Source organism: Flavobacterium sp. KACC 22758, assembly GCF_028736135.1.
GTDB lineage: Bacteria > Bacteroidota > Bacteroidia > Flavobacteriales > Flavobacteriaceae > Flavobacterium > Flavobacterium johnsoniae.
In genome coordinates, this window is record NZ_CP117878.1 from 2,298,609 (window position 1) to 2,324,348 (window position 25,740).

At 34.8% G+C, this 25,740-nt stretch carries 21 protein-coding genes and 1 pseudogene; 12 read left to right on the forward strand and 10 right to left on the reverse strand.

All coding sequences use genetic code 11. From position 1 onward, the window contains the following. Window position 1: 1 nt before the first annotated feature. The 4 genes from PQ462_RS09910 to PQ462_RS09925 all read left to right on the forward strand — a co-directional run bounded on the left by PQ462_RS09910 (window position 2) and on the right by PQ462_RS09925 (window position 6,846). On the forward strand, window positions 2–754 hold the full coding sequence (locus PQ462_RS09910) for a LytR/AlgR family response regulator transcription factor (protein WP_274253328.1): 753 nt from the start codon (window positions 2–4) through the stop codon (window positions 752–754). 360 nt (window positions 755–1,114) lie between these two features. Then, complete coding sequence (locus PQ462_RS09915) at window positions 1,115–2,251, forward strand: efflux RND transporter periplasmic adaptor subunit (RefSeq protein WP_149207557.1); 1,137 nt, start codon at window positions 1,115–1,117, stop codon at window positions 2,249–2,251. 30 nt (window positions 2,252–2,281) lie between these two features. Then, window positions 2,282–5,434, forward strand: coding sequence for an efflux RND transporter permease subunit (locus PQ462_RS09920; RefSeq protein ID WP_274253329.1), 3,153 nt, complete (start codon window positions 2,282–2,284; stop codon window positions 5,432–5,434). 2 nt (window positions 5,435–5,436) lie between these two features. Continuing rightward, the gene (locus PQ462_RS09925) at window positions 5,437–6,846 is read left to right on the forward strand and encodes an efflux transporter outer membrane subunit (RefSeq protein ID WP_274253330.1); all 1,410 of its coding nucleotides are present in this window, start codon (window positions 5,437–5,439) and stop codon (window positions 6,844–6,846) included. A gap of 174 nt (window positions 6,847–7,020) precedes the next feature. On the opposite strand, the gene PQ462_RS09930 is transcribed toward PQ462_RS09925, so the two are convergent. The 6 genes from PQ462_RS09930 to PQ462_RS09955 form a co-directional block, all read right to left on the reverse strand. Then, window positions 7,021–7,758: a DUF2931 family protein gene (locus PQ462_RS09930; protein WP_274253331.1), complete on the reverse strand. Its 738-nt coding sequence runs from the start codon at window positions 7,756–7,758 to the stop codon at window positions 7,021–7,023. After that, on the reverse strand, window positions 7,724–8,047 hold the full coding sequence (locus PQ462_RS09935; protein ID WP_274253332.1) for a DUF2931 family protein: 324 nt from the start codon (window positions 8,045–8,047) through the stop codon (window positions 7,724–7,726). Before PQ462_RS09935 ends, PQ462_RS09930 begins: the two co-directional genes overlap by 35 nt. 97 nt (window positions 8,048–8,144) lie before the next feature. Then, window positions 8,145–9,134, reverse strand: a complete 990-nt coding sequence (locus tag PQ462_RS09940; RefSeq protein ID WP_274253333.1) for a DUF2931 family protein — start codon at window positions 9,132–9,134, stop codon at window positions 8,145–8,147. 1,508 nt (window positions 9,135–10,642) lie between these two features. Continuing rightward, window positions 10,643–11,932, reverse strand: coding sequence for a hypothetical protein (locus PQ462_RS09945; protein WP_274253334.1), 1,290 nt, complete (start codon window positions 11,930–11,932; stop codon window positions 10,643–10,645). A gap of 3 nt (window positions 11,933–11,935) precedes the next feature. Further along, window positions 11,936–13,795: a contractile injection system protein, VgrG/Pvc8 family gene (locus PQ462_RS09950; RefSeq protein WP_274253335.1), complete on the reverse strand. Its 1,860-nt coding sequence runs from the start codon at window positions 13,793–13,795 to the stop codon at window positions 11,936–11,938. 15 nt (window positions 13,796–13,810) lie between these two features. Continuing rightward, window positions 13,811–14,284: a hypothetical protein gene (locus PQ462_RS09955; RefSeq protein ID WP_274253336.1), complete on the reverse strand. Its 474-nt coding sequence runs from the start codon at window positions 14,282–14,284 to the stop codon at window positions 13,811–13,813. A gap of 581 nt (window positions 14,285–14,865) precedes the next feature. Here PQ462_RS09955 and PQ462_RS09960 point away from each other — a divergent pair. The 3 genes and pseudogenes from PQ462_RS09960 to PQ462_RS09970 all read left to right on the forward strand — a co-directional run bounded on the left by PQ462_RS09960 (window position 14,866) and on the right by PQ462_RS09970 (window position 16,776). Continuing rightward, window positions 14,866–15,243, forward strand: coding sequence for a hypothetical protein (locus PQ462_RS09960; protein ID WP_012025202.1), 378 nt, complete (start codon window positions 14,866–14,868; stop codon window positions 15,241–15,243). Between the two features lie 119 nt (window positions 15,244–15,362). Further along, a pseudogene (locus tag PQ462_RS09965) lies at window positions 15,363–15,824 on the forward strand (IS1595 family transposase); the annotation flags it as partial. A gap of 148 nt (window positions 15,825–15,972) precedes the next feature. Next, on the forward strand, window positions 15,973–16,776 hold the full coding sequence (locus PQ462_RS09970; RefSeq protein WP_274253337.1) for a DUF2490 domain-containing protein: 804 nt from the start codon (window positions 15,973–15,975) through the stop codon (window positions 16,774–16,776). Window positions 16,777–16,860: 84 nt separating this feature from the next. Here the strand turns inward: PQ462_RS09970 and PQ462_RS09975 are convergent, their stop codons facing one another. Both PQ462_RS09975 and PQ462_RS09980 read right to left on the reverse strand, forming a co-directional pair. Continuing rightward, window positions 16,861–17,652 (reverse strand): SDR family NAD(P)-dependent oxidoreductase, encoded by a 792-nt coding sequence (locus PQ462_RS09975; protein ID WP_274253338.1) that lies wholly within the window; start codon window positions 17,650–17,652, stop codon window positions 16,861–16,863. Between the two features lie 51 nt (window positions 17,653–17,703). Further along, window positions 17,704–18,285 (reverse strand): TetR/AcrR family transcriptional regulator, encoded by a 582-nt coding sequence (locus PQ462_RS09980; RefSeq protein ID WP_274253339.1) that lies wholly within the window; start codon window positions 18,283–18,285, stop codon window positions 17,704–17,706. 323 nt (window positions 18,286–18,608) lie between these two features. Between PQ462_RS09980 and PQ462_RS09985 the strand changes: the two genes are divergently transcribed. Both PQ462_RS09985 and PQ462_RS09990 read left to right on the forward strand, forming a co-directional pair. Next, entirely contained in the window at window positions 18,609–18,971 is a 363-nt protein-coding gene (locus PQ462_RS09985) for a BlaI/MecI/CopY family transcriptional regulator (RefSeq protein ID WP_012025197.1), read from the forward strand. Then, window positions 18,968–20,989 (forward strand): M56 family metallopeptidase, encoded by a 2,022-nt coding sequence (locus PQ462_RS09990; protein ID WP_274253340.1) that lies wholly within the window; start codon window positions 18,968–18,970, stop codon window positions 20,987–20,989. Before PQ462_RS09985 ends, PQ462_RS09990 begins: the two co-directional genes overlap by 4 nt. Before the next feature lie 89 nt (window positions 20,990–21,078). On the opposite strand, the gene PQ462_RS09995 is transcribed toward PQ462_RS09990, so the two are convergent. After that, window positions 21,079–22,533, reverse strand: coding sequence for an FAD-dependent oxidoreductase (locus tag PQ462_RS09995; RefSeq protein ID WP_274253341.1), 1,455 nt, complete (start codon window positions 22,531–22,533; stop codon window positions 21,079–21,081). A gap of 252 nt (window positions 22,534–22,785) precedes the next feature. On the opposite strand from PQ462_RS09995, the gene PQ462_RS10000 reads away from it, so the two are divergent. From PQ462_RS10000 to PQ462_RS10010, 3 genes are all read left to right on the forward strand, one after another. Then, window positions 22,786–22,980 (forward strand): hypothetical protein, encoded by a 195-nt coding sequence (locus tag PQ462_RS10000; protein ID WP_274253342.1) that lies wholly within the window; start codon window positions 22,786–22,788, stop codon window positions 22,978–22,980. Between the two features lie 187 nt (window positions 22,981–23,167). Continuing rightward, on the forward strand, window positions 23,168–23,803 hold the full coding sequence (locus tag PQ462_RS10005; protein ID WP_073409493.1) for a hypothetical protein: 636 nt from the start codon (window positions 23,168–23,170) through the stop codon (window positions 23,801–23,803). Between the two features lie 116 nt (window positions 23,804–23,919). After that, window positions 23,920–24,372 (forward strand): hypothetical protein, encoded by a 453-nt coding sequence (locus tag PQ462_RS10010; RefSeq protein WP_012025192.1) that lies wholly within the window; start codon window positions 23,920–23,922, stop codon window positions 24,370–24,372. Window positions 24,373–24,452: 80 nt separating this feature from the next. On the opposite strand, the gene PQ462_RS10015 is transcribed toward PQ462_RS10010, so the two are convergent. Then, the gene (locus PQ462_RS10015; protein WP_012025191.1) at window positions 24,453–25,673 is read right to left on the reverse strand and encodes a DUF763 domain-containing protein; all 1,221 of its coding nucleotides are present in this window, start codon (window positions 25,671–25,673) and stop codon (window positions 24,453–24,455) included. Window positions 25,674–25,740: the final 67 nt, after the last annotated feature.

Below are 25,740 nucleotides of genomic sequence, written 5' to 3' on the forward strand. Positions count from 1 at the left end.
TATGAGAATTTTGATTATTGAAGATGAGAGTATTAATGCCAGCCGGCTCAAAAGACTGTTAGAAGAATTAGAACCCAATTGCGAGATTCTTGATATTATTGATACAGTCGAAGGTGCTGTAAAATGGCTTAAATCAAACGAAAAACCGGATTTAATTACAATGGATATTCGTCTGGCAGACGGAATCAGTTTTTCAATTTTCGAAGAAATAAAAATATCCAGTCCCGTTATATTCACTACAGCATACGACGAATATGCCGTGCGGGCTTTTAAAGTCAACAGCATCGATTATTTGATGAAACCTATTGATAAAAGCGAACTAGAATTTGCTTTGCAGAAATTCAAAACTTTATCTAAAACCGACTCTTACAATTACATTGCCGGAATTTTAAAGGGATTTATCAATAAACCCACTTTTCGGCTTCGATTTCTGGTTACCTACCGCGACGGTTATAAAAGCGTAAATGTAACCGATATTGATTTTATATACTCGGAGTTTAAAACTTCAAATTTGGTTCTCAAATCGGGTATAGTAATTCCGATTCCGCAGACAATGGAAGAACTGGAGCAGGAATTAGATCCTGATGTTTTCTTTCGTGCCAACAGGCAGTTTTTTATTCGTGCCGAAAGCATAAAATCGATCGCCAATTATTTTAATGCAAAACTAAAAATTCAGCTGAAAGCAGATCCTGAACGCGAAGTAATTATCAGCAGGGAAAAAGCACCTTTTTTTAAACAGTGGATGGATCGGTAGTTTAGCTTCTGAGGTTCTAAGGTTCTAAGATAATAAGCTGCTAAGCTTTAAGAGTAGAATAATAAAGTTTTTTTAATTGCCTCCAGTTTTAACTGGAGGAAAAATAAAGTCATTATCAAGGGCTTTAGCCAAAAGACAAGTTTGGCTAAAGCCTTTTGTATTGTCGCCAATAAATACCTCCAGTTAAAACTGGAGGCTATTCAATAAATTTAACTTTATCTCCTTGTGTCTTTGCTGCATTATCATTCCCATTCGTTTCAGTATCGAAAAATTACGTTTGGGTAAATTTATCCCATTTTAAAGGTGTTTTGAGATGTTATTTTGCCGTCAAATTAGACGAATTCATTAAAGTGAAGTAAAATGACAAAACAATTTTTCCAAAATTATAAAACACTCAGTAAGGCAGCCGTTTTATTGGTTATCATCAGTTTTTCATCTTGTGGTAAAAGCGGGGCCGATGCCGGAGCTTTAGCTGCCCCAAAACCTGAAGTAGACTTTTTTCAGGCAGAATCGATTACAGGTGAAGTAGAAAAAAAATATCCGGGAACTGTTGAAGGTACAGTAAACGTTGACATAAAAGCGCAGGTTTCAGGATATCTTGAAGCGATTTATGTAAAAGAAGGAGATTACGTAAACAAAGGCCAGTCTCTTTTTAAAATTAAAGGAGATGTTTATGCAGAACAGGTAAACAACAGCCGTGCAGCTTATAAAAGTGCTCAGGCAAATCTGGCAAATGCTAAACTTGAAGTAGAAAAAATCAAACCGCTTGTTGACGGAAAAGTTTTTTCTGATATGCAGTTAAAAACAGCTCAGGCAAATTATGAAGCTGCCGTTGCCCAGGTTGCTCAGGCAAAAGCGGCTTTAGGATCTTCACAATTAAATGCAGATTTCTCTCTGATCAAAGCGCCTGTGAGCGGTTATATCAGCCGAATTCCAAACCGAATTGGTAATTTGGTTACGCCGGCAGATGCAGTGCCTCTAACGGTTCTTTCAGACATTAATACCGTTTTTGTGTATTTCTCATTAACAGAAGCCGATTATCTTGCTTTTTCAAAAGATCCTAAATCAAACCAAACCGTAAGCCTTATTATGGCTGATGACAGCGAATACGAGCAGAAAGGAAAACTGGAAGTAGCCAGCGGAAACATTGACCGTTCTACGGGAACAATTTCTTTAAAAGCCATTTTTCCAAATCCTAAAAAACTGCTTCGTGCCGGAGGTTCTGCAAGAGTAATTTTAAACAACAGTTTATCATCTGTTATTACTGTTCCAATGGCGAGCGTAAAAGACATTCAGGACAAATTTTTTGTTTTTGTTTTAAAACCGGGAAATAAAGTTGCGATGGTTCCTATTGAAATTGGCGGAAGTTCCGGAACAGATTATTTCGTAAAATCGGGTTTAAAACAAGGTGATAAAATTGCTTTAAACTCAATTGATGTTCTTTACGACAGTATGGAAGTAGTGCCAAAAACGGCAAAAGCGGTAAGCAGCAAATAATTTTTGATTTTAATATAAATAACATTTTCCATGTTAAAAAATATAATAGACAGGCCGGTTCTGGCCACCGTTATCTCCATTGTTTTGGTGATATTGGGTATCATTGGTCTTACCAGATTATCGGTTACAAGATTTCCAGATATTTCACCTCCAACTGTAATGGTGAGCGGTTCTTATCCGGGGGGTAACAGTGAAACCGTAATTCGCTCGGTAGTAACGCCGCTCGAAGAACAAATTAACGGAGTAGAGAATATGCAGTATATTAAATCTACTGCAAGTAACGACGGATCGTTTTCGATAAGCGTGATTTTCAAACAAGGAATCGACCCTGATCAGGCTGCTGTAAACGTACAGAACAGAGTACAGCAGGCAACGCCAAAACTGCCTCAGGAAGTAGTCCGTATGGGACTTACCACTTCGAAACAGCAAAACAGTATGATTGTTATTTTTAATCTTTATACAGATGATAACAATAAATACGATGAGTTGTTTTTACAGAATTATGCCAACATCAATTTAGTACCGCAGTTAAAACGTGTTCCGGGAGTAGGACAGGTTCAGATTTTCGGACAGAAAGATTATTCGATGCGTATATGGCTTGATCCGCGAAAAATGGCAAATGCAGGTTTAGTACCTTCAGATGTTACGCAGGCCATTGCAGAACAGAGTTTAGAGTCGGCGCCGGGAAAACTGGGAGAAGAATCCAAAGCTGCATTAGAATATGTAATTCGTTATAAAGGGAAGAAAAACAAACCGGAACAATATGAAAATATTGTAGTTAAAAATAACGGCGGCAGTCTTTTACGACTTAAAGACGTTGCCAGAGTCGAGTTTGGTTCTATTTCATACAGCGGTGATAACAAATCGAATTCATTAAATGCCGTAACAATGGCTATTTTACAGACTTCGGGTTCTAATGCAAATGATATCGAAATTGGCGTAAACAAAGAGGTAGAGAGATTATCAAAATCTTTTCCTCCGGGAATTAAATACGTCAATGTAATGAGTACCAAAGAAAGACTTGACGAAGCTACCGGACAGGTAAAATCAACCTTAATAGAAGCTTTCATTCTGGTTTTCATAGTAGTATTTATATTCCTGCAGGACATTCGCTCGACGATTATTCCGGCAATTGCCGTTCCTGTAGCCATTGTAGGTACGTTTTTCTTCCTGCTTGTTTTTGGTTTTACCATTAATATTTTGACGCTTTTTGCCCTCGTATTAGCCATTGGTATTGTCGTCGATGATGCCATTGTGGTCGTCGAGGCCGTACACAGTAAAATGGAAGAAGACAGCAGTTTAACAGCCAAAGAAGCCACTCACGGTGCGATGGCAGAAATTACGGGAGCGGTTATTTCGATCACTTTAGTAATGTCAGCTGTATTTATTCCAATTGGTTTCATGACTGGATCATCGGGTATTTTCTACAAGCAGTTTGCTTATACGCTGGCTATTGCGATTATTATTTCGGCAGTAAATGCACTTACGCTTACTCCGGCATTGTGTGCCCTGCTTTTAAAGAATGTTCATAATGGCGAACACGGAGAAAACGAACATAAAACGACTTTTAAAGAACGTTTTTTCATCGGTTTTAATACGGGTTTCAACAACTTAACCGGAAGATACATCAAGGCCGTTCGTTTCCTTATTGGCAGAAAATGGCTTGCTGCAGGATTAGTAACAGGAATTAGTGCAATTGCTGTATGGATGATGATGTCGACTCCAAAAAGTTTCGTTCCGCTGGAAGATGACGGATTCATGGTGTACAGTTTGTCAATGCCTCCGGGAACTGCGCTTGATCGTACGACTGAAGTGGTTCAGAGAATGGAAAAAATATTAGAAACAGAAAAAGCAATCGATGTTAATACAAGTATTACCGGATTTAATATTTTGAGCAACAGTGCCAGTACAGCTTACGGATTAGGGTTTATCAAATTAAAACCTAAAAAAGAAAGAGGCGCAGTTAAAGATATTGACGAAATTTTGAATAGCGTTACAGCTAAATTGTCGACTATTAAAGAAGGTTCGATCATGGTATTCAGAATGCCTCCGGTTGAAGGATTTGGCGTAACAAGTGGTGCCGAAATCGTTTTGCAGGACAGAATGGCAAGAAATCCGGAAACTTTAAAAGCAATGTCAGATAAAGTAATTGGGCAGATTATGCAGCAGCCGGGAGTTCAATATGCTTATACAACTTTTAGAGCCGATTATCCGCAGTTAGAATTAGAAGTTGATGAAGATAAAGCGCGTCAAATGGGCGTGAATGTAAAGGATCTTTTAGGAAATATACAGACTTATTTTGCAGGAGATCAATCGTCAGATTTTACCAGATTTGGTAAGTTTTACAGAGTCAATGTAAAAGCCGACGGAATTTTTAGAATGGATCAGGATGCGTTTAATGAGATTTTCGTAAGAAATGCTGATATGCAGATGGTTCCGGTAAAATCGATTGTAAAATTCCATAAAGTTTACGGGCCGGAATCTGTAAATCGCTACAACCTTTATAATTCGGTAAATATTACAGCGATGGCTTTGCCGGGATATAGTAATGGACAAATTATGGGGAATTTGGAAAAAGTTCTGGATAAACTTCCGTCTGATTACAGTTACGAATGGACAGGTTTAAGTTTGGAAGAAAAAGCGGGAGGAAACCAAACCATTGCCATTTTTGGACTGTGTCTGCTTTTTGTGTTCTTCTTATTGGCGGCACAATACGAAAGTTATTTATTGCCATTGGCAGTATTGCTTTCTATTCCAACCGGAATTTTAGGAGCTTTTGCGGGAATTAAAGCCGTTGGTTTAGATAATAACATTTACGTTCAGGTGGGATTAATTATGCTTGTGGGACTTCTGGCTAAAAACGCGATTCTTATTGTAGAGTTTGCGCTGCAGAGACGAAACGCAGGATTAACTATTACCGAAGCGGCTCTTGAAGGTGCAAAATCAAGATTACGTCCTATTATCATGACTTCGCTGGCCTTTATTGTAGGGATGATTCCATTGATGTTTGCTTCGGGAGGAACCGCAGTAGGAAACAGATCGATAAGTGTAAGTGCCTCAATTGGAATGTTGAGCGGGGTTATTTTAGGAGTTTTTGTGATTCCGCTGCTTTTCATTGTATTTCAGTATCTGCAGGAAAAAGTATCAGGTAAGAAGAATGTGGTTCAAACCGTAAAAGAATAATAATGAGAATACTATATAAAATTGGAATAACGGTATTTTCGGGTATGATTTTAACATCGTGCGTTGTTGGAAAAAAATATTCCCGCACCGAGTTAAACGCTCCTGATAAATACCGAGAAGAATTAACCGTAACAGGAGATACTATTTTGCATTCCTGGAAAACGTATTACAAAGACCCGCTTTTAGTTAATTTGATCGAAAAAGCCCTCGTTAAAAACAACGAGGTGCTTATCGCGGTCAAAAGCATGGAACAGCTGGATTTAAATTATAAACAAGCCAAACTGTCTTTACTGCCAACATTAGATTTTGATGCCGCAGCGAGCCGTTCGTATTTGTCTAAAAATTCATTAAACGGATCTTTGAGCGCGCAGTTTACAAGCAAAGATTATATGGACGATTACAGCGCCAATCTTCGTATGTCGTGGGAAGTAGATATTTGGGGAAAAGCGGCAATGCAGAAAAGAGATGCAAAAGCAGCGTATTTTGCCCAAAAAGAAAACCTTTCGGCTTTAAAAACCCGAATTATTGTTCAGGTGGCGCAGTCATACTACAATCTTTTAGGTTTAGACGAACAGCTTAAAATTGCTGAAAAAAATATCGAATTGAGCGATAATACCCTGCAGATGATGAAACTGCAGTACAACTCAGGTTCGATTAGTTCATTGGCAGTAAACCAGACCGAAGCTCAGAAAAAAACGGCAGAATTACTCGTTCCTTTGGCAAAAGCCAATATTGCGGTTCAGGAAAATGCGCTGCAGATTTTATGCGGCGAATATCCTAATACGATCGAACGTTCAGGTAATTTAAATGTAGATGAATTTGCGTTTGAAATGCCGTCAGGAGTTCCAGCTTCACTTTTAAGCCGAAGACCGGATGTAAAAGCAAGCGAATATGCTGTGATGTCGGCGACTGCCAAAACCGGATTAGCAAAAGCGACAATGTATCCAACGCTGAGTTTAAGTCCGTCAATTGGAATTAATTCATTTGAGTTCGATACCTGGTTCAATTTTCCGGGTTCGGTTACAAAAAATATAGCGGCAAATCTGGCACAGCCTATTTTTAGGAAAAAAGCCTTGCGAACTGCTTATGAAGTAGCGGTTTTAGAACAAGAAAAAGCTGTGGTTCAGTTCAAACAATCGTTTATTACCGCTGTTGGTGAAGTTTCTGATGCCATGTCGAGATTAAAATATGCAGATGAACGTATTAAGCTGGCAGAAGAAAAAGCAATATCTTTAGAAAAAGCAACTTCAGATGCTTCACTTTTATACAAAAGCGGTATGGCCAATTATCTTGAAATTATTGCCGCTCAAAATAGTGCCTTGCAAAACGATCTTGATGTCGTAACAATAAAATTAGAAAAATTAAATGCCTCTATTAATTTGTACCGCGCTTTGGGCGGTGGAGTAGAGTAGTGCTGCATTTCTAAATCCATCATCTTTATAAATGTAAAGATGGTGGATTTTGTATATTATTTTGATGCGCAAAGAAATCGAAATTGATATTCAGCTGCACAAACTTTGTATTCACGAGCGGTAAGCCAGCGCCAACATGAAAAGTTTTTTAAAAATTAAATAATACTGAATGTATTATTTATACGACTCATTATACACTTTACGATTGTTAGGATATATGCGTACACTATCAACCATAAGAATCTGGTTGTTTAGAAAAACTTCAATACTTCTATTGTCTTCTGCAATTTTTATCTGCATTTCATTATCGCCCGATATGTTTTTAAAACGTTCAAATAATTCTTTTTGATTGAAAAAAATTCTTCCTTCAAATTTTTCATTTTTTCCAGTTTCCCAGAAAAACTGCATGACTTGCGGCAAGGCTCTTTCTTTCATTTTATTTTCTAAGAGCCATGGGCGCAGCATTTGGTCTTTTTCGGCATTATAATATTCTGTATCAACTTCAAAGATTTTAAATTGCGGGTTCTCAGATATAAAAACGGGTCTCCAGTTATAACGAATGCGATAAGTATCCCATAATTCACAGCTGGCATTGGGATTGTATTTTTTCTTAGCTAATTCGTCAAAGTATTCGGGAGTAAAGCGCCAGGTCCTTAAATGGATTTCTTTGGCCTGCCTCAGTTCTTGAGGATCAGTAATAACCTGTGCCTGATACCGTCCAATTTCAATTACTGTTAAACCATAATTAGCCCAGACCACCACCATGCCTTTTGGGGCAAAACCAAAAATAAGACTAGTAAAAGCATCGTAAGATCTGTATGAAGCCTCTGTGTCCTGAATATAACTTAAATCTGAATCGCCTTCATAAACATATTCTTTAACTATTTTTTCCTTTAATTTCTTTAAAAGCATAGTTTCGTTTTACAAGATCTTTCATTTTTTCTACAGGAAACTCTATTTTCAGTCTGTAAAAAGTATTATCGTAAGCGGCATAATAAGTAATATCTGCCCCTGTAGGTGTACCATGTTGTTCTGTCCACATTTTTCCAGAATCTCCCCAGTTACCCGAAGAGCTGCCAAAAGGCATACCGGCACGAATGCCTTCCAGAGTAAAAATTTCATCTTTTACCATATCCACAGAATATTTATTTTCAGGATGGCACATTTCGGCATACCATTCAGGCGTTTTTTCTTTTATCATTTGACAGCTTGTTATTTGTATAGAGGCTAAAAAGCAGATTAAAAGTTTTATAGTTTTTTTATCCCTGTTGCTCCATGTTTTAACAATGCTGATTCTATTATTTATACGACTCATTATATACTTTATAATCGTTAGGATATATGCGTATACTGTCAACCTTAAGAATCTGGTTGTTTAGAAAAACTTCAATACTTCTATTGTCTTCTGCAATTTTTATCTGCATTTCATTATCGCCCGATATGTTTTTAAAACGTTCAAATAATTCTTTTTGATTGAAAAAAATTCTTCCTTCAAATTTTTCATTTTTTCCAGTTTCCCAGAAAAACTGCATGACTTGCGGCAAGGCTCTTTCTTTCATTTTATTTTCTAAGAGCCACGGGCGCAGCATTTGGTCTTTTTCGGCATTATAATATTCTGTATCAACTTCAAAGATTTTAAATTGCGGATTCTCAGATATAAAAACGGGTCTCCAGTTATAACGAATGCGATAAGTATCCCACAACTCACAGCTGGCATCTGGTACAAAAAAGTCTTTTGCCAGATCATCAAAACGTTTCGGAGAAAAACGCCAAATTTTTAAATACTTATTTTTGGCATCTTGCAGTTCCTCTTTATTTGTAATTATTTCGGCTTGATACCGTCCAATTTCAATTACCGTTAAACCATAGTTGGCCCAGACTACCACCATGCCTTTGGGCGCAAAGCCAAAAATAAGACTTGTAAAAGCATCGTAAGATCTATATGGAGCTTCTGTATCCTGAATATAACTTAAATCTGAATCGCCTTCGTAAACATATTCTTTAACTGTTTTTCCTTTAATTTCTTTAAAAGCATAGTTTCGTTTTATCTGATCTTTCATTTTCTCTACTGGGAGTTCTATTTTCAGTCTGTAAAAAGTATTATCGTAACCGGCATAATAAGTAATATCTGCGCCAGTGGGTGTGCCATGCTGTTCTGTCCACATTTTTCCAGAATCTCCCCAATTACCCGAAGATCCTCCATAAGGAAGTCCTGCTTGTAAGCCTTCCAGAGTAAAAATGTTGTCTTTTACTATATCTATTCTATATTTATTTTCAGGATGGCACATTTCGGCATGCTATTCGGGTGTTTTTTCTTTTATCATTTGACAGCTTGTTATTTGTATAGTGGCTAAAAAGCAGATTAAAAGTTTTATAGTTTTTTTATCCATTGTGTATTTCTCTTTTGCGGTATTTTTCGTGTAATGCCCCTTCTTTTGCAGGTGCCTGGCTTTCGCGCCCGCCAAGCCCAATTTCATTGGCTTTTACAGACCAGTGCAGGTATTGGTTTTTTAATTTTTGAAGGCTTTCTAAATCAAGGTAATCTCAATAAGATAATCAATATTTATATCTATATAATCTATGAACTATATAAAAAGTAATAACTAATTCAAATAATAAATAAATAAGAATAATAACAATTGAAGATGTTTCAAAACATTTGGGATTATTAAATAAATGATATTGATAAACGCATTTATATAAAATACAGACAAACAATTCAAATACAATAAAAAATAAATTCCCCATTTATATTTAACTCTCATTAATTTTTCTACTATAACTAAAATAGCAGACAGCACATATAGCAAAAATGTTAAGTAGAACGCAATTAACGTAAATATTCCTCTATCACTGCTTTCATAATGTTTTGATATGTATATGTTTAATCTTGTAAAAAGAATAATTAGAATAAAAAATGCACAAAAACATTAAAAAAGCATTAACTATTATTTTTTTCATTAGAAATTTATTCGTGATCTTTTGATTGATAAAGCTTGTTAACTATAAAAAAAGTCAAAAACAATTCGAAAATAAAATAAATCAAGATAATTATAATTGATGAAATGCTAAATGATTTTGAATCATTAAATAAATTATATTCATAAAATGCATCACAACAAAAATGAAATATGCAATGTAGATATAGTATAAAGATGCATATATATTTTAGACTTGTTTCAACGATTTTTTCTACAAATACCATTATAAAAACAATTAACCAAATAATTGTGGTAACTATAAACTCTAGAGCTATTAATATAGGATTCCCAGAAGTATTCTCAGGTGCGTAAGAATCTAATGAGGTAAATAATCCTCTAAATAAAAAGAATTGAATAAAGAATATTAAGAATCCAAAGATTAAAAGCTTTTTCATTAAAATTTTAATTAGATTTATTTTTTGTATATAATATTTTTGTCACATAAAAAGTAACCATTAATTCAAATAATAAATAAATAAGAATAATAACAATTGAAGATGTTACAAAACATTTGGGATTATTAAATAAATGGTATTGATAAAACGCGTTTATACAAAATACAGACAAACAATTCAAATACAATAAAAAATACATTCCCCATTTATATTTAACTCTCATTAATTTTTCTACTATAACTAAAATAACGGACAGCGCATATAGCAAAAATGTTAAATAGAACGCAATTAACGTAAATATTCCTCTATCATTACTTTCATAATGTTTTGGAATGTATGCGTTTAATCTTGTAAAAAGAACAATCAGAATAAAAAAATGTACAAAAAACATTAAAAAACTAATTAAAGCTATTTTTTTCATTAAAATTTCAGTTTATATGCGTCAGTATAGTAAAAATAATTTTCAGTTTTTATGCTGAATTTAAGATTTAATAAATTGGTTATTTCTTCTCCATCAAAAGGTATGGGATAGTTTCCTTCGTACATCATATATTTAATTGTAAATTCCTTAGCTTCTTTTGCTTTTTGTAAATAATCTGTAAAAGCAATAGAATCCCCTGACGCTGCTAATCTTGTAGGACTAGAATAAAAAACTGGTATAAAAAACTCTCTTTTTCCTCTTTTTTTAGCAATCTCATAATCAATTATTCCTTTTAAAGAACATTTATTTTCTGCAGCAAATTTTGTCATTCTTTCAAAAACGCTTATGTCAAATTTTTGTAGATCTAATTTAAATTTTAGGGCAAGCAGCCATGCTAAATTCTTCACATAGTTTAAATACCAGTCAGGTCTTATGTAAATCATATCTGGATAACCACTATCTATAGTTAGATGCTCTGTTGTAAAATATCCACCGCCATACATTTTAAATTTATCTGTTGATTTAAGCAAATAGATTTCTTGAAATTCTTCGGTTAAGGTTTTTCCATTAAAAGCTTCTCTTTGATAATTTTCATTTGTTAAAAAAGAATATCCATATTTTTTGGTGAATTCGTTAATTCTAACAATCCACGGTTCTACATCTTTAGCCAATGATTTTCCTCCTTGACCTTTCCAGCTGGCAATTGCTTTCGGTAAGTTTTCATCCCCTAAATGCAAATTATAAGCAGTTAAATTACTCGGTTTGATATTATCTAATTTTGTATGCGCATAGGTATCACCAAACCTATGCAATAATTCTCCAAGTTGACGAATACAATCTTCCCGATTTTTATCATTAATTTTTAACCATAGAATTTTTACTGCCGTCATAAATTCTTCAATTCCATGAAAGCCTCCTGTTAAAGAATGCACAGAACCTTGATAATCTGGATCCGCCCAAGTGTCGTTTAATTCAAAATCTATTTCACTATGAATTGTAGTGTCTGGCGCTTCAGTAGCAATTGCTAATTCTTCAGCATTTTCTTCATTCATCCCCAGCATTAAACATACTAAATATACTGTACTATAGTGTCCGTCTGTTTCATAAAGTAATGCAGAATTTATTAGTTTTTTCTTTGGCGCATCTTCAGGATTTCCGTATGTAATTTGATTATCTGCAGTTTCCCTAATAAATCCACCTGCATTATTAATAATATTACCATTACTATACATCTTATAATTCCCACCGGTAGTTTTTGTGATCGTACCTTTTACAAATCTTGTCCTCATGATTTAATTATTGGTAGTGGTTTCACCACTATTGTTTTGGATATCATTTTTAGCATGTTTTTGAATGTCTTTCTCGGTATTGTTTTGAATACCCTCTAAAGCTGTTTCTTGTCTTTCTTTTTCAGTATGAGAATGAAAATCTCCGTCAATTTGTTCATGGTATCCACCAACCACATAAAGTGTTTTATCTCCGTCAACCTTTGTATTCATTATTCCTCCGACCCCTAAAGTTTTATTGGCCCCCGCTGTTTCAGAAATATTTTGGCCACCATCAATTTTTATATTTTTTCCTGCTGTTATAATAATATCTTCACCAGCTTCCAGTTCAATATTTTTAGGTGCTTTTAGTTTTATATTTCCATCACCATATACTACAACAAGAGCTTGTCCTTTTTCGCTTTCAATGGTAATATCACCCGTTTCATCATTAAGAATAGCCTTATTACCGCTTCGGGTTCTAAATACCTTTAAATCATTATTAGGCGTACTGAAACCGCTTTTTTCTTTTCTACTGGTTATGGTTCCCATTGCAATAGGCAGTTCGGCATTATTGCCCTGAAAATCTACAAAAACTGTATCGCCAATTTCCGGCAGCGTATGGTTTCCTCTGGCATCGCCTCCGTATTTCTGCACGAAGGGAATATAAGGAGTGGTTTCGCCTTTGGCTTCCTGCCACGGCATCTGCACCTGTATGCCGCTGAGTCCGTCCGGGTCTGCATTGCCTGTTACAACTGCGGTCTGGCTTCTGCAGAACGGCACTAAATCAGGATCGGTTTGGGGAGAAAATACAGAACCGTTAAAGTTTACGGCTGTAAAATAGTTTTCATACCCGCCTCCGTCGTCGCAAATGTGGGTTATCTGCGTTACGCGGTAGGAGCTTTCCAGCTGTACGTCGACACCTGCTATCCTGACTTCGTTTCCTATCGTAATTCCCGGAACTTCGCTGGAGGCTTTTACTTCTGTTAAACGGCTTAGAATTTCGCGCATTTTGTTTTTGGCATATTCTTCTGAGGATCGTCGTGCATATCCTCCAACAGGATTCTGGTTGAGCTGTATTATGGTTTCTTTATTAAAGAACTCATTAGACTTATTTAAAAAATTCTGCTGAAAACCGTCGGCTTCCCTTCTGTATTTTAAGGTTTCATCGGTTCTGTAACTGCCGTCGCGGTTGTCATTTTCTATTACTTTGAATATTGCCGGCAGGAGTTTTATGGAATAATCAAAATCCTGCATGTTTACCCCGTAAACTAATTGCGGCTGTCCGCCCACACCGCCCGGGCTTCCAAAAACAGTTGTGCGTCCGTTATAATACAGCCAGTGTCCGTTTCTTTTTGCCAGACGGTTTAGAAAAGAGAAATTACTTTCGTTATACTGCACCGTATAAGGCAGGTTTTCTAAATAAAATGGTCTTACATCCATATCAATATCACAGCCTGATTTTACTTTGGTTACAATATCGCTCAGGGTCATATTGGTAAAAGAATTGCATTCGGGACCGTTTTCCAGTGCTATCGTGGAGCTTTTTCCTTTTATTACGATAGTTTCTTCTATATTTTTTACATTGGATTTCTGCAGTTTTACTTTGGTTACCACACCATAGAACTGCATGGTATAATGTTTAAGGTCTGCGCCAATCATAAGATCTTCCAGACCGTCTATAGGTTTTATTTCGATGCTGATTTTCTCGCCGTACAGTTTCTGGGAAAAAGGCATCACACTTTTAAACTCGTCTACTAATAAATCCTGTCGTACTTCAAATGAAAAAGTATGATGATCATGGATGGTTTGAAAAATTTTTAATTTATTGAAATTGGTAATCCTGATTTCGCCTACTTTAATGGTGGTTATTGTTTGTAATGCCATGGTGGTTGTTTTTAATTAATTACTGGATATATATGCTTCTATCTGCGGATGAATACAGGATTTGAATTTTTGAAAAACAACAAAATATTTATCGGTTTTATCGCCGCTGTTTTCAAAAAAATACATGCCGTTTGTTACTCTTTCAATTCCGTAATGAGAATTTTCGAATTGTTTAAAATAGCTGTATGCCATTTCTATTACGGTTTCTTTTGTAGTGAAGTAATGAGTTATGCCATGACTGGTAAATGAATCTCCAGGCTTTGGATAATAGATTTTACCATTTATAATTAATTCTTTGGGAATGGTCAGCCAGACATTATCATTTTTGTCTTTAAAATAAAATAGAAAATCTGCGGAAACATTAAAAAGAGTACCATTGTCTGTGTCTAAAAGAGCAGCACTTTTACGGGTTTTATAATCACCTTTAGTTACAATAGGTTTTCGATACTTTTGGCTTAGTAAATTTTGGAGTAATTCCTGAGACTGCATATAATTACTTTAAATTGGTTTGATAGTTTAGTAAATATATGTCTGGTTGAAACTGTTAATTAGCCCCTAAAAGGTATTTTTATAACAGAATAAGGTATTTTTTGAAGCAGAAAAGATATTTTGTTTGTGAGAGTATGACTCAATTGTAAAGCATGAATCGTATATTTTTTTCTAAAACTTTAGATTAAGATATTTCTTAAAATGAAAAAACTTCCCGCTAAAAAGAGGGAAGTTTTCGGTTTTTAATAGTATTAAAAACTTATAAATCAATTTTTAAAATGGCGCCATTACTTGTATTGCTGCTCTTTCATTTGATCAATTTACTTTTTTTAATTGCAAAATTATTCCAAACGAATTTTATAAACCTTGACATTTGTCAAAATCGTACTTAATTCTTCAAAAAAATGCCGGATTTCCTGATTTGGCCCAAATAATTAATCTGATTTTTTAGGAATAGTTAATTACTGAAAAAAAATAAATTTAGGTACGCATTGCGGATAATTAAATAAAATGAGATCTATAATTTTGTGTAAAATCCAAGAGAAAAAGGATTCTAGAACCCTAAATAAAACTAAAAACATATGTCTGATTTTTTAAAACAATTTGGAGAAGACCTTAAAAAAAATATTCCAGGTTTCATCGCAGTTTCTGTAGCAGAAATTCAAAGCGGAATGTCGTATTTTTCACTTTCAACTGTAAGTGATTTTGATCCGGAACTAGCTTCGGCTTATAACCTTGAAGTAGTTAAGGCAAAAATGAATGCTATTAAGGCTTTAAAAATAACCGATCAGGCTATTGACAATATCATGATTACGCTTACATCTCAAATTCATATTCTTGACGTTTCAGACAATGGTGATTATTTTATCTACCTGGCTGTAGATTCTACAAAAGCAAATCTTGGAATGACAAAATCGATTTTGAATAAATACAAAAAAGAGATTACCCAAAAACTGTAATTGCCCTAATTTATAATTTTAAAAGAGGATTTTCTATTTTGAATTTCCTCTTTTTTATTTCATGCCATTTTTTGTCTGCGAAGATTGATTTATATTTAGTCCGTAAACAAATTTAGTAAATGGAATTACGAAAGTACTTCGAAAAATACCACGACGAAGAAACCTGTATTGAAGAATTAAGAGACAAACGGCTGCAAAATGGTTTGTCTTGCAGGAAATGCGCACATAATCAGCATTCGTTTCGAAGAGTTGATTTAAAATTTCAATGCAAAAAATGCGGCAGCAGAATGAGCCTGCGGTCGGGAACCGTGATGGAAAATTCAAATCTGCCTATAAAATACTGGATGATCTGTATTGAATTGATGACGCTTTCTAAAAGAAAATTTTCCATATTGCAGATTCAGTATTTATTAGGCCACAAACGCTACGAACCTATTTGGTTAATGGTGCAGAAAATTCGTCTGGTGATGCAAAAGAGAGACGAAAAATATACTTTGCGTGCTTATTCTGAATTCGATTCTGAATTTCTCAAGGAGATCGACAAACTGACCTACAAAAAGAAAACTAAAGATACCAGCGAAAACTGACCGGGAAATATTAATTACATCGAAAACTTTGTTTCATTTTATAATCTGCAACCTGTAAATTTCAAAAGAAACTATTTCCAGCTTTTATCTTTGTTACACTTCTATCAGGATGTTTTCTTTTTAGATGTGTAAATCGAAATTTATGAGCACGATTAAAAAAGGTTGTATACTACTATATTGTGTCTTGGCTTCGCAAATTTTAAAAGCTCAGGACGCGCCTTATTCAATAGGTTTTATACCGGCTTCTATTGAAGAAATCGATGTTGCGTTCCCTATTTATGACAAATGGCATTTAAGCGGACAAGCCGATGTACAGTTAGTTACACAAGGAGCTTATACAAATGGAAATCCGTTTGAATATACACAAAGAGTAGTAGTAAGACCATGGCTGATATATTCGGGATTTAAAAATATCAAACTATGGCTTGGTTATGCACACAATCAAAAATATGCTGTAGAAGAAGCCGGAAACTACGAAACTCTCGAAAACAGACTTATTGTAATGGGAACTTTTTCTCAGGAAATGCCTAAAGGATCTATTTTTGAACAGGTTCGTTTTGAAACTAAATTTTTTGATGACAGAACCGGCACTCATCAAACAATTCCAAGAATAAGAGCAAGATTCGGCGTAAACCATTATCTGCGTCAAACAAAAGAAAAACCATTGTTTCTGGCTCCCAATTTAGGATATTATACAGAGCTGATGCTGAAATTTGCTTCTAAAGATTATGCGAAAGAACATTTTGATCTTTTTAGATTATCTGTGTATTACAGTGCAGGTATAACACCAAATGTTCATTTTCTGGCAGGAATAATAGGGCAGATGCAGCTTCGCACAAACGGAACCCAGTTTGATGTGTATTACGGGCCAATGGTTTCTGTAAAATACAGCATCAGACCAAAAGAAAGAGAAACTTTTGACAGCGTTGACGGCGGTGCTGATTAGAATAGTGTTTTAAATAAAATGTAAATATAATGGGTTGGCTTTTAATCCTGTTTAGGTTAACTAAACAGGATTTTTAGATTTAAGTTATACCGTTTTTAAAACGCCTCCATCGGCTCTAAGACAAGAACCGTTTGTTGCAATGGCAAGCGGGCTTGACAAATAAACAGCCAGAGAAGCAATTTCTGCCGGATCGATAAAACGCTGTAATAAAGAATGCGGATTCGTCTGCTGTATAATAGCGCTTTTCATTTGCTCAACTTCTATATTTTGTAAAGAAGCAATATGTTCAATTGCTGAGGCAACACCATCAGAATAAGTTGGACCGCCTAAAATAGTATTGACAGTAACTTCAGTTCCTAAAGTTAGTTTCGATAGACCATTGCCAACAGCCATCATAGCCGCTTTTGTCATTCCGTAATGAATCATGTTTCCGGGAATATTCACACCAGATTCACTGCTGATGAAAATAATTCTTCCAGATTTTTTCTGAAGCATCTGCGGTAAAAGTTTCTTAGAAAGTTTGATACTGCTCATTACATTAATCTCAAAAATTCGGTACCAGTCTTCGTCTTCTATCGTTTCAAAATCTTTTAATTCAAAAACACCTACGTTGTTTATTAAAATGTCAATATTGCTTAGCAGGTTTAATAATGCGGTTACTTCTGCTTTATTTCCAAAATCGCACACAATACCTGAAACTGCGGCATTTGGAAATTCATCTTTTAATTTTTGAACCGCCAGGTTGGTTTTTTCTTCATTTCTTCCGTTAATAATAACTTCGGCTTTTTCATTTAATAATTGTTTCGCAATCGCAAAACCAATTCCTTGTGTCGAACCGCTGATGAAAGCTTTTTTTCCTTCTAATTTTAAATTCATTTTTTATTGTTTTAATTTTTGTAATGATCGATACATAAATAGTCAAAAAAATTAGCTGATAACAGCTAATTGCATTTCTATTTGATTTCTTAGGACGTTTTTGTCCGGATACATTCGGCGAAGTGTATTAAGTCCGCACCAAAATGTTATTAAATATCTGCCCAGTATTTCGGGATCTGTCTGCGTTTTTAGGTTTCCTTTTATTTGTTCGTTTTTAATAGCCTGAGTAAACATTTGTTCGACTTCTTTTAAAATCTGAACCGCATTGGCTTCCAAAGCTTCATCAATAAAAGTCATTTCTACAACCGTATTAGCAATAATACAGCCTTTAAGGTGCTCATTTTCTTCTGCGGAAGCGATACTTCTAAAAAAATCTTTGATTAATTCTAAGGGAGAGTCGCTCTTACTCAATTCAATTTTAAAAGCATCAAAGGCCAATCGTCGTTCTTCAATGGCTTTTTGAAAAACCTCTTTTTTACCGCCTTTAAAAGTGTTGTAAAAACTTCCGGCTCCGGCGCCGGTGGCTTTTTGCAAATCGCTCAATGAAGTGGCGCTGTATCCTTTCTGCCAAAAAACTTCTTGTGCTTTTTTTACAACATCAGCGTCTTCGTAGATTGTTGGTCTTCCTCTCATTTTTGATTTTTGATTTTGTAATGATTGGTACAAAATTATACAAAAATAGCTTTACTCCAAATTTTAAAGCATTTTTTTAAACTCTATTTATAGTTTCAAGTTCCATTCTTTTTGATGCTCCGGTTATACATCATGCTTTTTGAGTGTTCCTGTTTTATGTTTGATTATAAGTTAAGATATAGTAAATCAGTGTTTTGGAAAGAGTTTGTGTTCAGGTTTTTTGTGTTCGTGTCGATTGAATTACTAACTTATTAGTTAAAAAACTAACAAATTAGTTTGTCTACTAATTAATTAGTAGTATCTTGCATCAAAATATTTCAACTATGATAAAATTAGCCAAACGAGAAGAACAGATCATGCAGGTATTTTGGGATTTAAATAAAGCTTTTATACGAGATATAATCCCGCTGCTTCCAGATCCGAAACCGCATTACAATAGTGTAGCCACTATAGTAAAGATTCTTGCCGAAAAAGGTTTTTTAAGTTTTGAAACCGCCGGAAATATGCATTGCTTTTTTCCAATAATCAGCAGGGAAGAATACCAGCAGTTTGCCCTTAAAGATATTGTCAGTCAATATTTTGATAACTCATATCCCAGAATGTTAGCTTTTTTTGCAAAAGAACAAAAGCTTTCAGATAAGGAATTAGATGAAATTGTGAGCATCATTAAAAAAGAAAAAATATGATACCTTATATCTTATACACCGCGCTTATTCTTTCGGCTTGTTTTTTGTTTTACAAACTGCTGCTGCAAAAAGAAACTTTTTTTCATTTGAACAGATATGTACTGCTTTTTTGTATGGTATTGGCATTTACACTGCCTTTAATTCCGGTGCCGCAGCAATTATCATTTAGAAAAAATGCAGCAGAACAGTCTATTGAGGCTGTAAAAATCCCAACTGGAACTGCTGCGGCTCAAACATCAAAAGAAAAATCTATTCAGCCTGCACCTGTTGAGGAGACAAAACAAGTAATCAATGTTGATGTCTTACTGCAGGGTATAATTTATTTATACTGGTTTGGTGTGGTAATATTTGGTCTTAATTTTTTAATGCAGGCCCTTATATTGCTTTTTAGATCCTATTCAGGATCTGCAATTCAGGATGGAAAGTTTCGTATTGTTGAAATAACGGGCGATAAAGCGCCGTGTTCTTTTGGTAATAACATTTTTATCAATCCTGAAAAATACGAATGGGAAACCTACAACCAAATTCTGCTTCACGAAAAAATCCATATTGAACAGAAACATACCATAGATCTTCTGCTTGCAGAGGTTGTTTTGGTTTTTCAATGGTTTAATCCGTTTGCATGGCAGTGGCGAAAAGCACTCGAAACTAATCTTGAATTTTTAACCGATGATCAAATGCTGCAGCACGATACGGTTGAAAGAGAGAGTTATCAGTTTAGTTTGTTAAAAGTAGCTGCGCCGCAATTTCCTTTGAGTCTTACAACTAACTATAATCAATCATTATTAAAAAAACGAATCATCATGATGAACTCAAAAAAATCAAATGTGCACACCACATGGAAATATTTTTTCCTTGTGCCGCTAATGGTGCTTTTTGCCTGCCTTTTTAATCAATCGGCAGCGCAGAGCCAGTCTTTAAATTCTAAAGGCGAATCGAAACAAAATGTTATCGTTGAAGATGAAATGAAAACCGATGGGAACTGGTTTGCCGTTATCAAAGGCGATTCTATAGAAATCAGCTTTAAAAGTGATCAGCATAATAATTCTTCGCATACTTTTCAATTACGTGAATTAAGCGGTATTCCGAGAGATAAACAAGGCGATTTTACTTTGACGCGCGAAGCAGGAACCATGAATTTTAATGGAAAATTTGAAGGTGACAAAGGAATGGGAACTTATAAATTTACTGCAAATAAAGATTACAGCACCGCTATGAACAAAGAAGGATTAGATATTAAAAAAGATAATGATCTAATGGTGTTCTTTTTAATTAATATCAAAGTCTCTTATGTGCAGATGCTTAAGAAAAACGGCTTTAATAATTTAGATAAAGATCAGGTTATTCCGCTTGCTGCTTTAGATGTAAATGAAGCTTATATAACTTCAATCAAAAAAGCTATTCCGGATATTGATTTAGAAAATCTTGTTCCTTTTAAATCATTAGGAATAGACAAAGCTTTTATTGAAGAAATTCGCAGTTCAGGTTATAAAGATGTTAGTCCAAGTAATATTATTGCCTTAAAATCTCAGGGTATTGACGGAAAATATATCAATGATTTCCGCAGTTCAGGTAAAAAAAGCGATAACGCTGAAAATAACAACAGAAACAATAATGATGACAACGACGACGATAATATCATTGCTTTTAAAGCATTAAACGTTGATAAGGCTTTTATTGATTCTTTTAAAGCATTAGGATATAACAACCTTTCAAACGGTGATCTTATTGGATTAAAGTCTTTAAATGTAACTCCAGAATACGTTAAAAGTTTTCAAAATGCCGGTTATAAAAACATTTCGGCAGAAAATCTAATGGCTTTAAAATCTCAGAATATTTCACCAGATTTAGTAAAAGAATACAAAAGTCTAGGGTTTGATAATCTTGATCTCGAAGAAATTGTGGGAGCAAAAGCAATTGGTACAACTCCGGCTTATATTAAATCGATGCGTGCAAAAGGGCATGATTTTAAAAGTCTTGAAAAATATATTGCTTTAAAAGCGCTGGCTAATAATTAATTATTTGAATCAGCTTTAAAATACCTCAGTTGTAAGACTAAAAAAGCCCAAACCTAAACAGGAATGGGCTTTTTTGTATAATGAGTTTTCTATATTTCTTTTTTCTTTAAACAGCGGCCTCTTGGTTCGTCGCCTTCATAGAGTACAATTTCCGAATGTAAAAACTGAGCTGCATCTGCAGAACCTTTTACTTTTATAGCACTGCGTTCTATCATTTCAGCTTCAAATTCTGTTAATACAATTTCTCTAATTCCAGTTTTTCTCCATTCAGAAGAAGTCTGGCATCTTTTTACAATTCCACGTGCCAGTGTCAGCGCGTCTAGTAATGCCTGATTAGCTCCTTGTCCTTTAAACGGACTCATTGGGTGAGCAGCATCGCCAATTAAAGTTACTGAACCGGCATTTTTTAATAAATCTGGCTGCAGCAATTCGCGGTCATAAACAGGATATCCTGAAATCTGGGCTTCTTGGGTTGCCATTAATATCTGCGGAATAGGATCGTGCCACTGTGTCCTGCGGCAGGCTTCTTCTTTGAGTGCTTTTGGACCTTTTGCACTTAATATTTTTGCATCGTTTTCAGACATTGGAAAACTAAGCTGCCACATTATAGAATCTGATTTATAAGGCATAATGTAGATACGTTCATTGCCGTTTGCCGTTTGAAAAACCGTTGCACCGTCGAGCAAAGGACTTTCTAGATTTTCAAGAGCGCTCAATGGGCAGATTCCTAATATTACAATGCAGTCCAAATAACGTAAAGGCGTAATTTCATCGCCAATCAGCAACTTTCGAACAGAACTGCGAATTCCGTCAGCACCAACAACAAGATCTGCTTTATAAGTTTTAGTTTCGCCGTTTACCTGAAAATTGAGATCAATATTTTTATCATTTTGGTTAAAATCAATTAATTGATGTCCCCATTGAACTTTATCATGTCCGCCAAGCTGTTCAAGCAAAGACAAACGCAAAGACTGCCTGGCGATGTGCATATTGGTGCGTTTAGAAGTTGTTTTTGCATTAGACTGCAGCCATTTTCGAATTCCCCATTCGCCAATAACTTTTCCTTCAGTAGTATGAACCAAGTGTCTTGTCGAAATAACTTTTTCGTCTAATGAAAAAATACCTAAACCTTCTATTGCCTTACTAGCCTGCTGTAAAGTAAGTCCGTAACCCTGAGAACGGGCTTCGAAATCAGCATCACGTTCAAAAAGTGTAAAAGGAATCCCTCTGTGCAAACAAGCCACAGCGAGAGCCGTACCGCCAATACCGGCACCAATAATGGCAATATGGGGCAGGTTTTTATTGTCTGGTTCAGGAAAATTTAGTGAAGAAATTAAACCAGATCCGTTGCATTTTGTGCAGGTGTATAAGTGTGCTTTTGGGCGGACAGGAGCTTTGCCTTCGTTGTTATTTGTTTGAAATAAATTTAATGCTGTTTGATAATCACGACGGGCTTTATTGCTTAGTCCGCGGTTTTTTTTACCACTTCCTTGGCATTCTTTACAAATAGTCCAGCTTGTTTTTTCGTTTTCTGATCTTTCCACTTTCTCTTATTTTACCGGACTTTAAAACGTGAATTTTTCTGCGTTTTCTGGTGTGCAAATTTATGACAAAAGATGGGTTTGTCAAAACGGCTTCAAAATTTCGGAATTAAGATTGTATTCTGCTTGCAATGGTTTAATATTAAATAATTTGTGTTTTGTTTTGGAAGTATATTTTATAACTTTTACAGATGATTATGTAAGCGCCGTTTTTTGTATTTGAAGTAATTTTATTAAAATTTAAAACTTGAAATTATGGGCACAAATAATCAAAATCCGAATGCTGCTAAACCAAGCGGATCAGATAATCGAAGCGACACAAGAAAACATCAATATAAAGATCATGATGAAGTTTTAACAAATGATGAAAATTATGATGTTGATACTCATGAATTTAAAGGCGAAGAGCCTGATTTTGATGATAAGTTGAATAACGAAGAAAAAAAATAAAATAAAAGTCTCAATTTTTTGAGACTTTTTTATTTTCGATGACAGAAAAGGACCAATTAGAAGATTGTTTACAATTTTTGACAAAAATGAAGAAGTAAAAAGAAACTATGATTTGATTTTTATAGATTTGTAAACTCTCAGATTTTTTCTAAAAAAGTTGAGAACCATATTATAAAATTTTATTACAATGAAATCTGTTACTCCACTATTTTTATTTTTAATGTTCATCTGTTCAACCTCGTATTCTCAATTAAGTTCAGATAAAATATTCGAAAGCTTTAAGCAGGGAGAACGTACTAACTGCTCATCAATTGCTTTTATAAAAGCCTCTTTAAATGTTTACGGATTAGATAATCTTTTTGAAACTGAAAAAATAGATGATAATCTGCAAAAAATAACATTAAAAAATAATGCCTCATTCAATTTAAAAAGTGAAGAACTAAACAGAGCTAAAATTTCTGCAGGATTTGTATTTATTAAGGATAACTGCGACAGCGAAAAAATAACTGACTATGCGGTTTTGACTTATGCCGTAATGGCAAAATACAAGCAGATCATTGATAAAGAGAAAACTTTTGATGAAGCTTTGGAAGATTTAGAAGATGGTACGGTTTATACGCCGACAATTTATAAGTATTTGGGTTTTAAGCTTGGAAAACAAATCGAAAAATTAGGAAGACAGGAGGGAAGTGAATTTTGCGGCGTAGTAGCATGGTCAAAAGCACATGCTGTTTTTGTATGTGAAGAATTTATGGATTATTACGGAAACAAAAAAAGTATTTTTATTAAATATCCCGGCCGTTTTAGAATAATTAAGTCTTAAAAAGACAGAAAAACGCCAACTGTTAAAGTTTTCTAAAAAAAAGAAAATAATAAAGTTGCAATTTAACTTAATTTGCATATTTTTGCCCTAACCAAGAACCTATTAGATCTACGAAAATGAAGAGCAAAATTATTTTTTTAAGTGTCCTTTTCTTCTTGACAACGGCAGCTGTTTCGGCACAGGCAAAAAACGCCCCAAGAAGTATCATCAGTACAACAGCCTTAATCCGTAAATACCACGATCAAAAAGAATTGAGCGGTATGCAAAAAGGAGAACTATTGGAATTGTACATTGAGCGTATTAAAGTTTTAGTTAAAACGCTTCCTTATATTGCTTTGGTTACTAAACCTGGCGTTACAATGGCAGATTTAGGTATTCCAGACGATGGAGATCACAAAAAAATATTAGACAATCAAGCGGTTGGAACATCAACTTTCTTAGATACTACAGTAGAGTTTCAAAGAAAAATGATGCCTTACTCTGATAAAGGAAACCTTATCGCGGCGATTTTATTCTACGAAAACACATTAAAATCTTTACACGAGTTTAATGAATTAAACGAAATGTAATATTTTTTATAAAGCAAAAATAAAACCTTCAAAGTCAGTTGATTTTGAAGGTTTTTTTTATGATTAAGCTTTTCAGATTCTTAAAATAATTCAAGCTGATTATTTGTATTTGGAGGTCTTTTTTTAGGAGGTTTGGCATCGCCAAAAACAGTTTTTCCTCCATATTTATAGGATTCATTTCGTTCTTTTTGAATCAAAGCGTCAAAATTAGAATTGGGTGTAAAACTCTGTTCCGCTTTTCTGGAGATTTCAGATAATTTTTTAATTGCTTCAATCTTATCGCCATTGCCAATTTTCGCCCGGTTAATTGCCCGTTGTAATGTATTTATAGTTTCATCATATATAGTTACAGGAACCGGAAACGGATGTCCGTCTTTACCTCCGTGTGCAAATGAAAAGCGCGCAGGATCTTCAAATCGGGTAGGAGTGCCGTAAATAACTTCACTCACTAATGCGAGTGATTGTAAAGCTCTTGGTCCCATTCCTTTTAAAAGCAGTAATTCTTCAAAATCCTCAGGTTTATTTTCGTGTGTTGCCCAAAGCATTGCACCAAGTCTTTTCATGTTTACATCTTCCATTCTCACATCATGATGTGCAGGCATAGAAAGATATTGCATTTCCTTCATGATTTTTGCAGGAGATTCTTTAGATAATTCTAAAATTCCTTCTCTGGATTTTGAAGCAGCCTGAGCGGTAAGGTTTAAAATTGTTCCTTGATTTTCTCCATAAATAAAGGTATGAGGCTCTTCAATAAAAGATTTTAAATCCTGTGAATGCCAATGATATCTTCTGGCAGTTTTAGAATCGGGGTTCATTCCCTGCTGAATGACAGCCCATTGTCCCATATTATCAACAATAAAATTGTGCTGATACAATTGAAAACCATCCTGAATGGCTGTATTGTCTACTTTAGCAGCAAGTTTACTGCAGTTTGCAAGATTATTTCCGTCAAGTCCTGTTTTTTCGCCTACAAATAAAAGTTCCTGAGGTGTTAAAAGCGAATGTTTGCCTTTTCCTCCGCAAATGTAAATTCCAAGTTCTTTTGAATGCGGATTGACAGATTTTTTTAAGGCGCCAAGTACAGAAGTAGTAATTCCGGATGAATGCCAGTCCATTCCCATAACAGCGCCAAAACTTTGAAACCAAAACGGATTGCTTAATTTGCTTATCACTTCAGAAGTAGAAAATTCTAAAGCAATAGTTTCTACAATTGCCAGGCCAAGCTTAGACATTCGTTCAGAAAGCCATAACGGCACTTGTCCATAATGTAATGGAAGATCTGCTGTACCGGAACGTTTCATGGGAGTATTGAATTTTTACAAAAATACGAAAAAAACTTTTATTAATCGTTTGCCATTCAAAGCCTTG

Bases quoted from the DNA above. Each gene is read 5' to 3' on its own strand.
- PQ462_RS09910 (WP_274253328.1), top strand. From the start codon at position 2: ATGAGAATTTTGATTATTGAAGATGAGAGTATTAATGCCAGCCGGCTC.
- PQ462_RS09915 (WP_149207557.1), top strand. From the start codon at position 1,115: ATGACAAAACAATTTTTCCAAAATTATAAAACACTCAGTAAGGCAGCC.
- PQ462_RS09920 (WP_274253329.1), top strand. From the start codon at position 2,282: ATGTTAAAAAATATAATAGACAGGCCGGTTCTGGCCACCGTTATCTCC.
- PQ462_RS09925 (WP_274253330.1), top strand. From the start codon at position 5,437: ATGAGAATACTATATAAAATTGGAATAACGGTATTTTCGGGTATGATT.
- PQ462_RS09930 (WP_274253331.1), bottom strand. From the start codon at position 7,758: ATGCTTTTAAAGAAATTAAAGGAAAAAATAGTTAAAGAATATGTTTAT.
- PQ462_RS09935 (WP_274253332.1), bottom strand. From the start codon at position 8,047: ATGATAAAAGAAAAAACGCCTGAATGGTATGCCGAAATGTGCCATCCT.
- PQ462_RS09940 (WP_274253333.1), bottom strand. From the start codon at position 9,134: ATGTGCCATCCTGAAAATAAATATAGAATAGATATAGTAAAAGACAAC.
- PQ462_RS09945 (WP_274253334.1), bottom strand. From the start codon at position 11,932: ATGAGGACAAGATTTGTAAAAGGTACGATCACAAAAACTACCGGTGGG.
- PQ462_RS09950 (WP_274253335.1), bottom strand. From the start codon at position 13,795: ATGGCATTACAAACAATAACCACCATTAAAGTAGGCGAAATCAGGATT.
- PQ462_RS09955 (WP_274253336.1), bottom strand. From the start codon at position 14,284: ATGCAGTCTCAGGAATTACTCCAAAATTTACTAAGCCAAAAGTATCGA.
- PQ462_RS09960 (WP_012025202.1), top strand. From the start codon at position 14,866: ATGTCTGATTTTTTAAAACAATTTGGAGAAGACCTTAAAAAAAATATT.
- PQ462_RS09970 (WP_274253337.1), top strand. From the start codon at position 15,973: ATGAGCACGATTAAAAAAGGTTGTATACTACTATATTGTGTCTTGGCT.
- PQ462_RS09975 (WP_274253338.1), bottom strand. From the start codon at position 17,652: ATGAATTTAAAATTAGAAGGAAAAAAAGCTTTCATCAGCGGTTCGACA.
- PQ462_RS09980 (WP_274253339.1), bottom strand. From the start codon at position 18,285: ATGAGAGGAAGACCAACAATCTACGAAGACGCTGATGTTGTAAAAAAA.
- PQ462_RS09985 (WP_012025197.1), top strand. From the start codon at position 18,609: ATGATAAAATTAGCCAAACGAGAAGAACAGATCATGCAGGTATTTTGG.
- PQ462_RS09990 (WP_274253340.1), top strand. From the start codon at position 18,968: ATGATACCTTATATCTTATACACCGCGCTTATTCTTTCGGCTTGTTTT.
- PQ462_RS10000 (WP_274253342.1), top strand. From the start codon at position 22,786: ATGGGCACAAATAATCAAAATCCGAATGCTGCTAAACCAAGCGGATCA.
- PQ462_RS10005 (WP_073409493.1), top strand. From the start codon at position 23,168: ATGAAATCTGTTACTCCACTATTTTTATTTTTAATGTTCATCTGTTCA.
- PQ462_RS10010 (WP_012025192.1), top strand. From the start codon at position 23,920: ATGAAGAGCAAAATTATTTTTTTAAGTGTCCTTTTCTTCTTGACAACG.
- PQ462_RS10015 (WP_012025191.1), bottom strand. From the start codon at position 25,673: ATGAAACGTTCCGGTACAGCAGATCTTCCATTACATTATGGACAAGTG.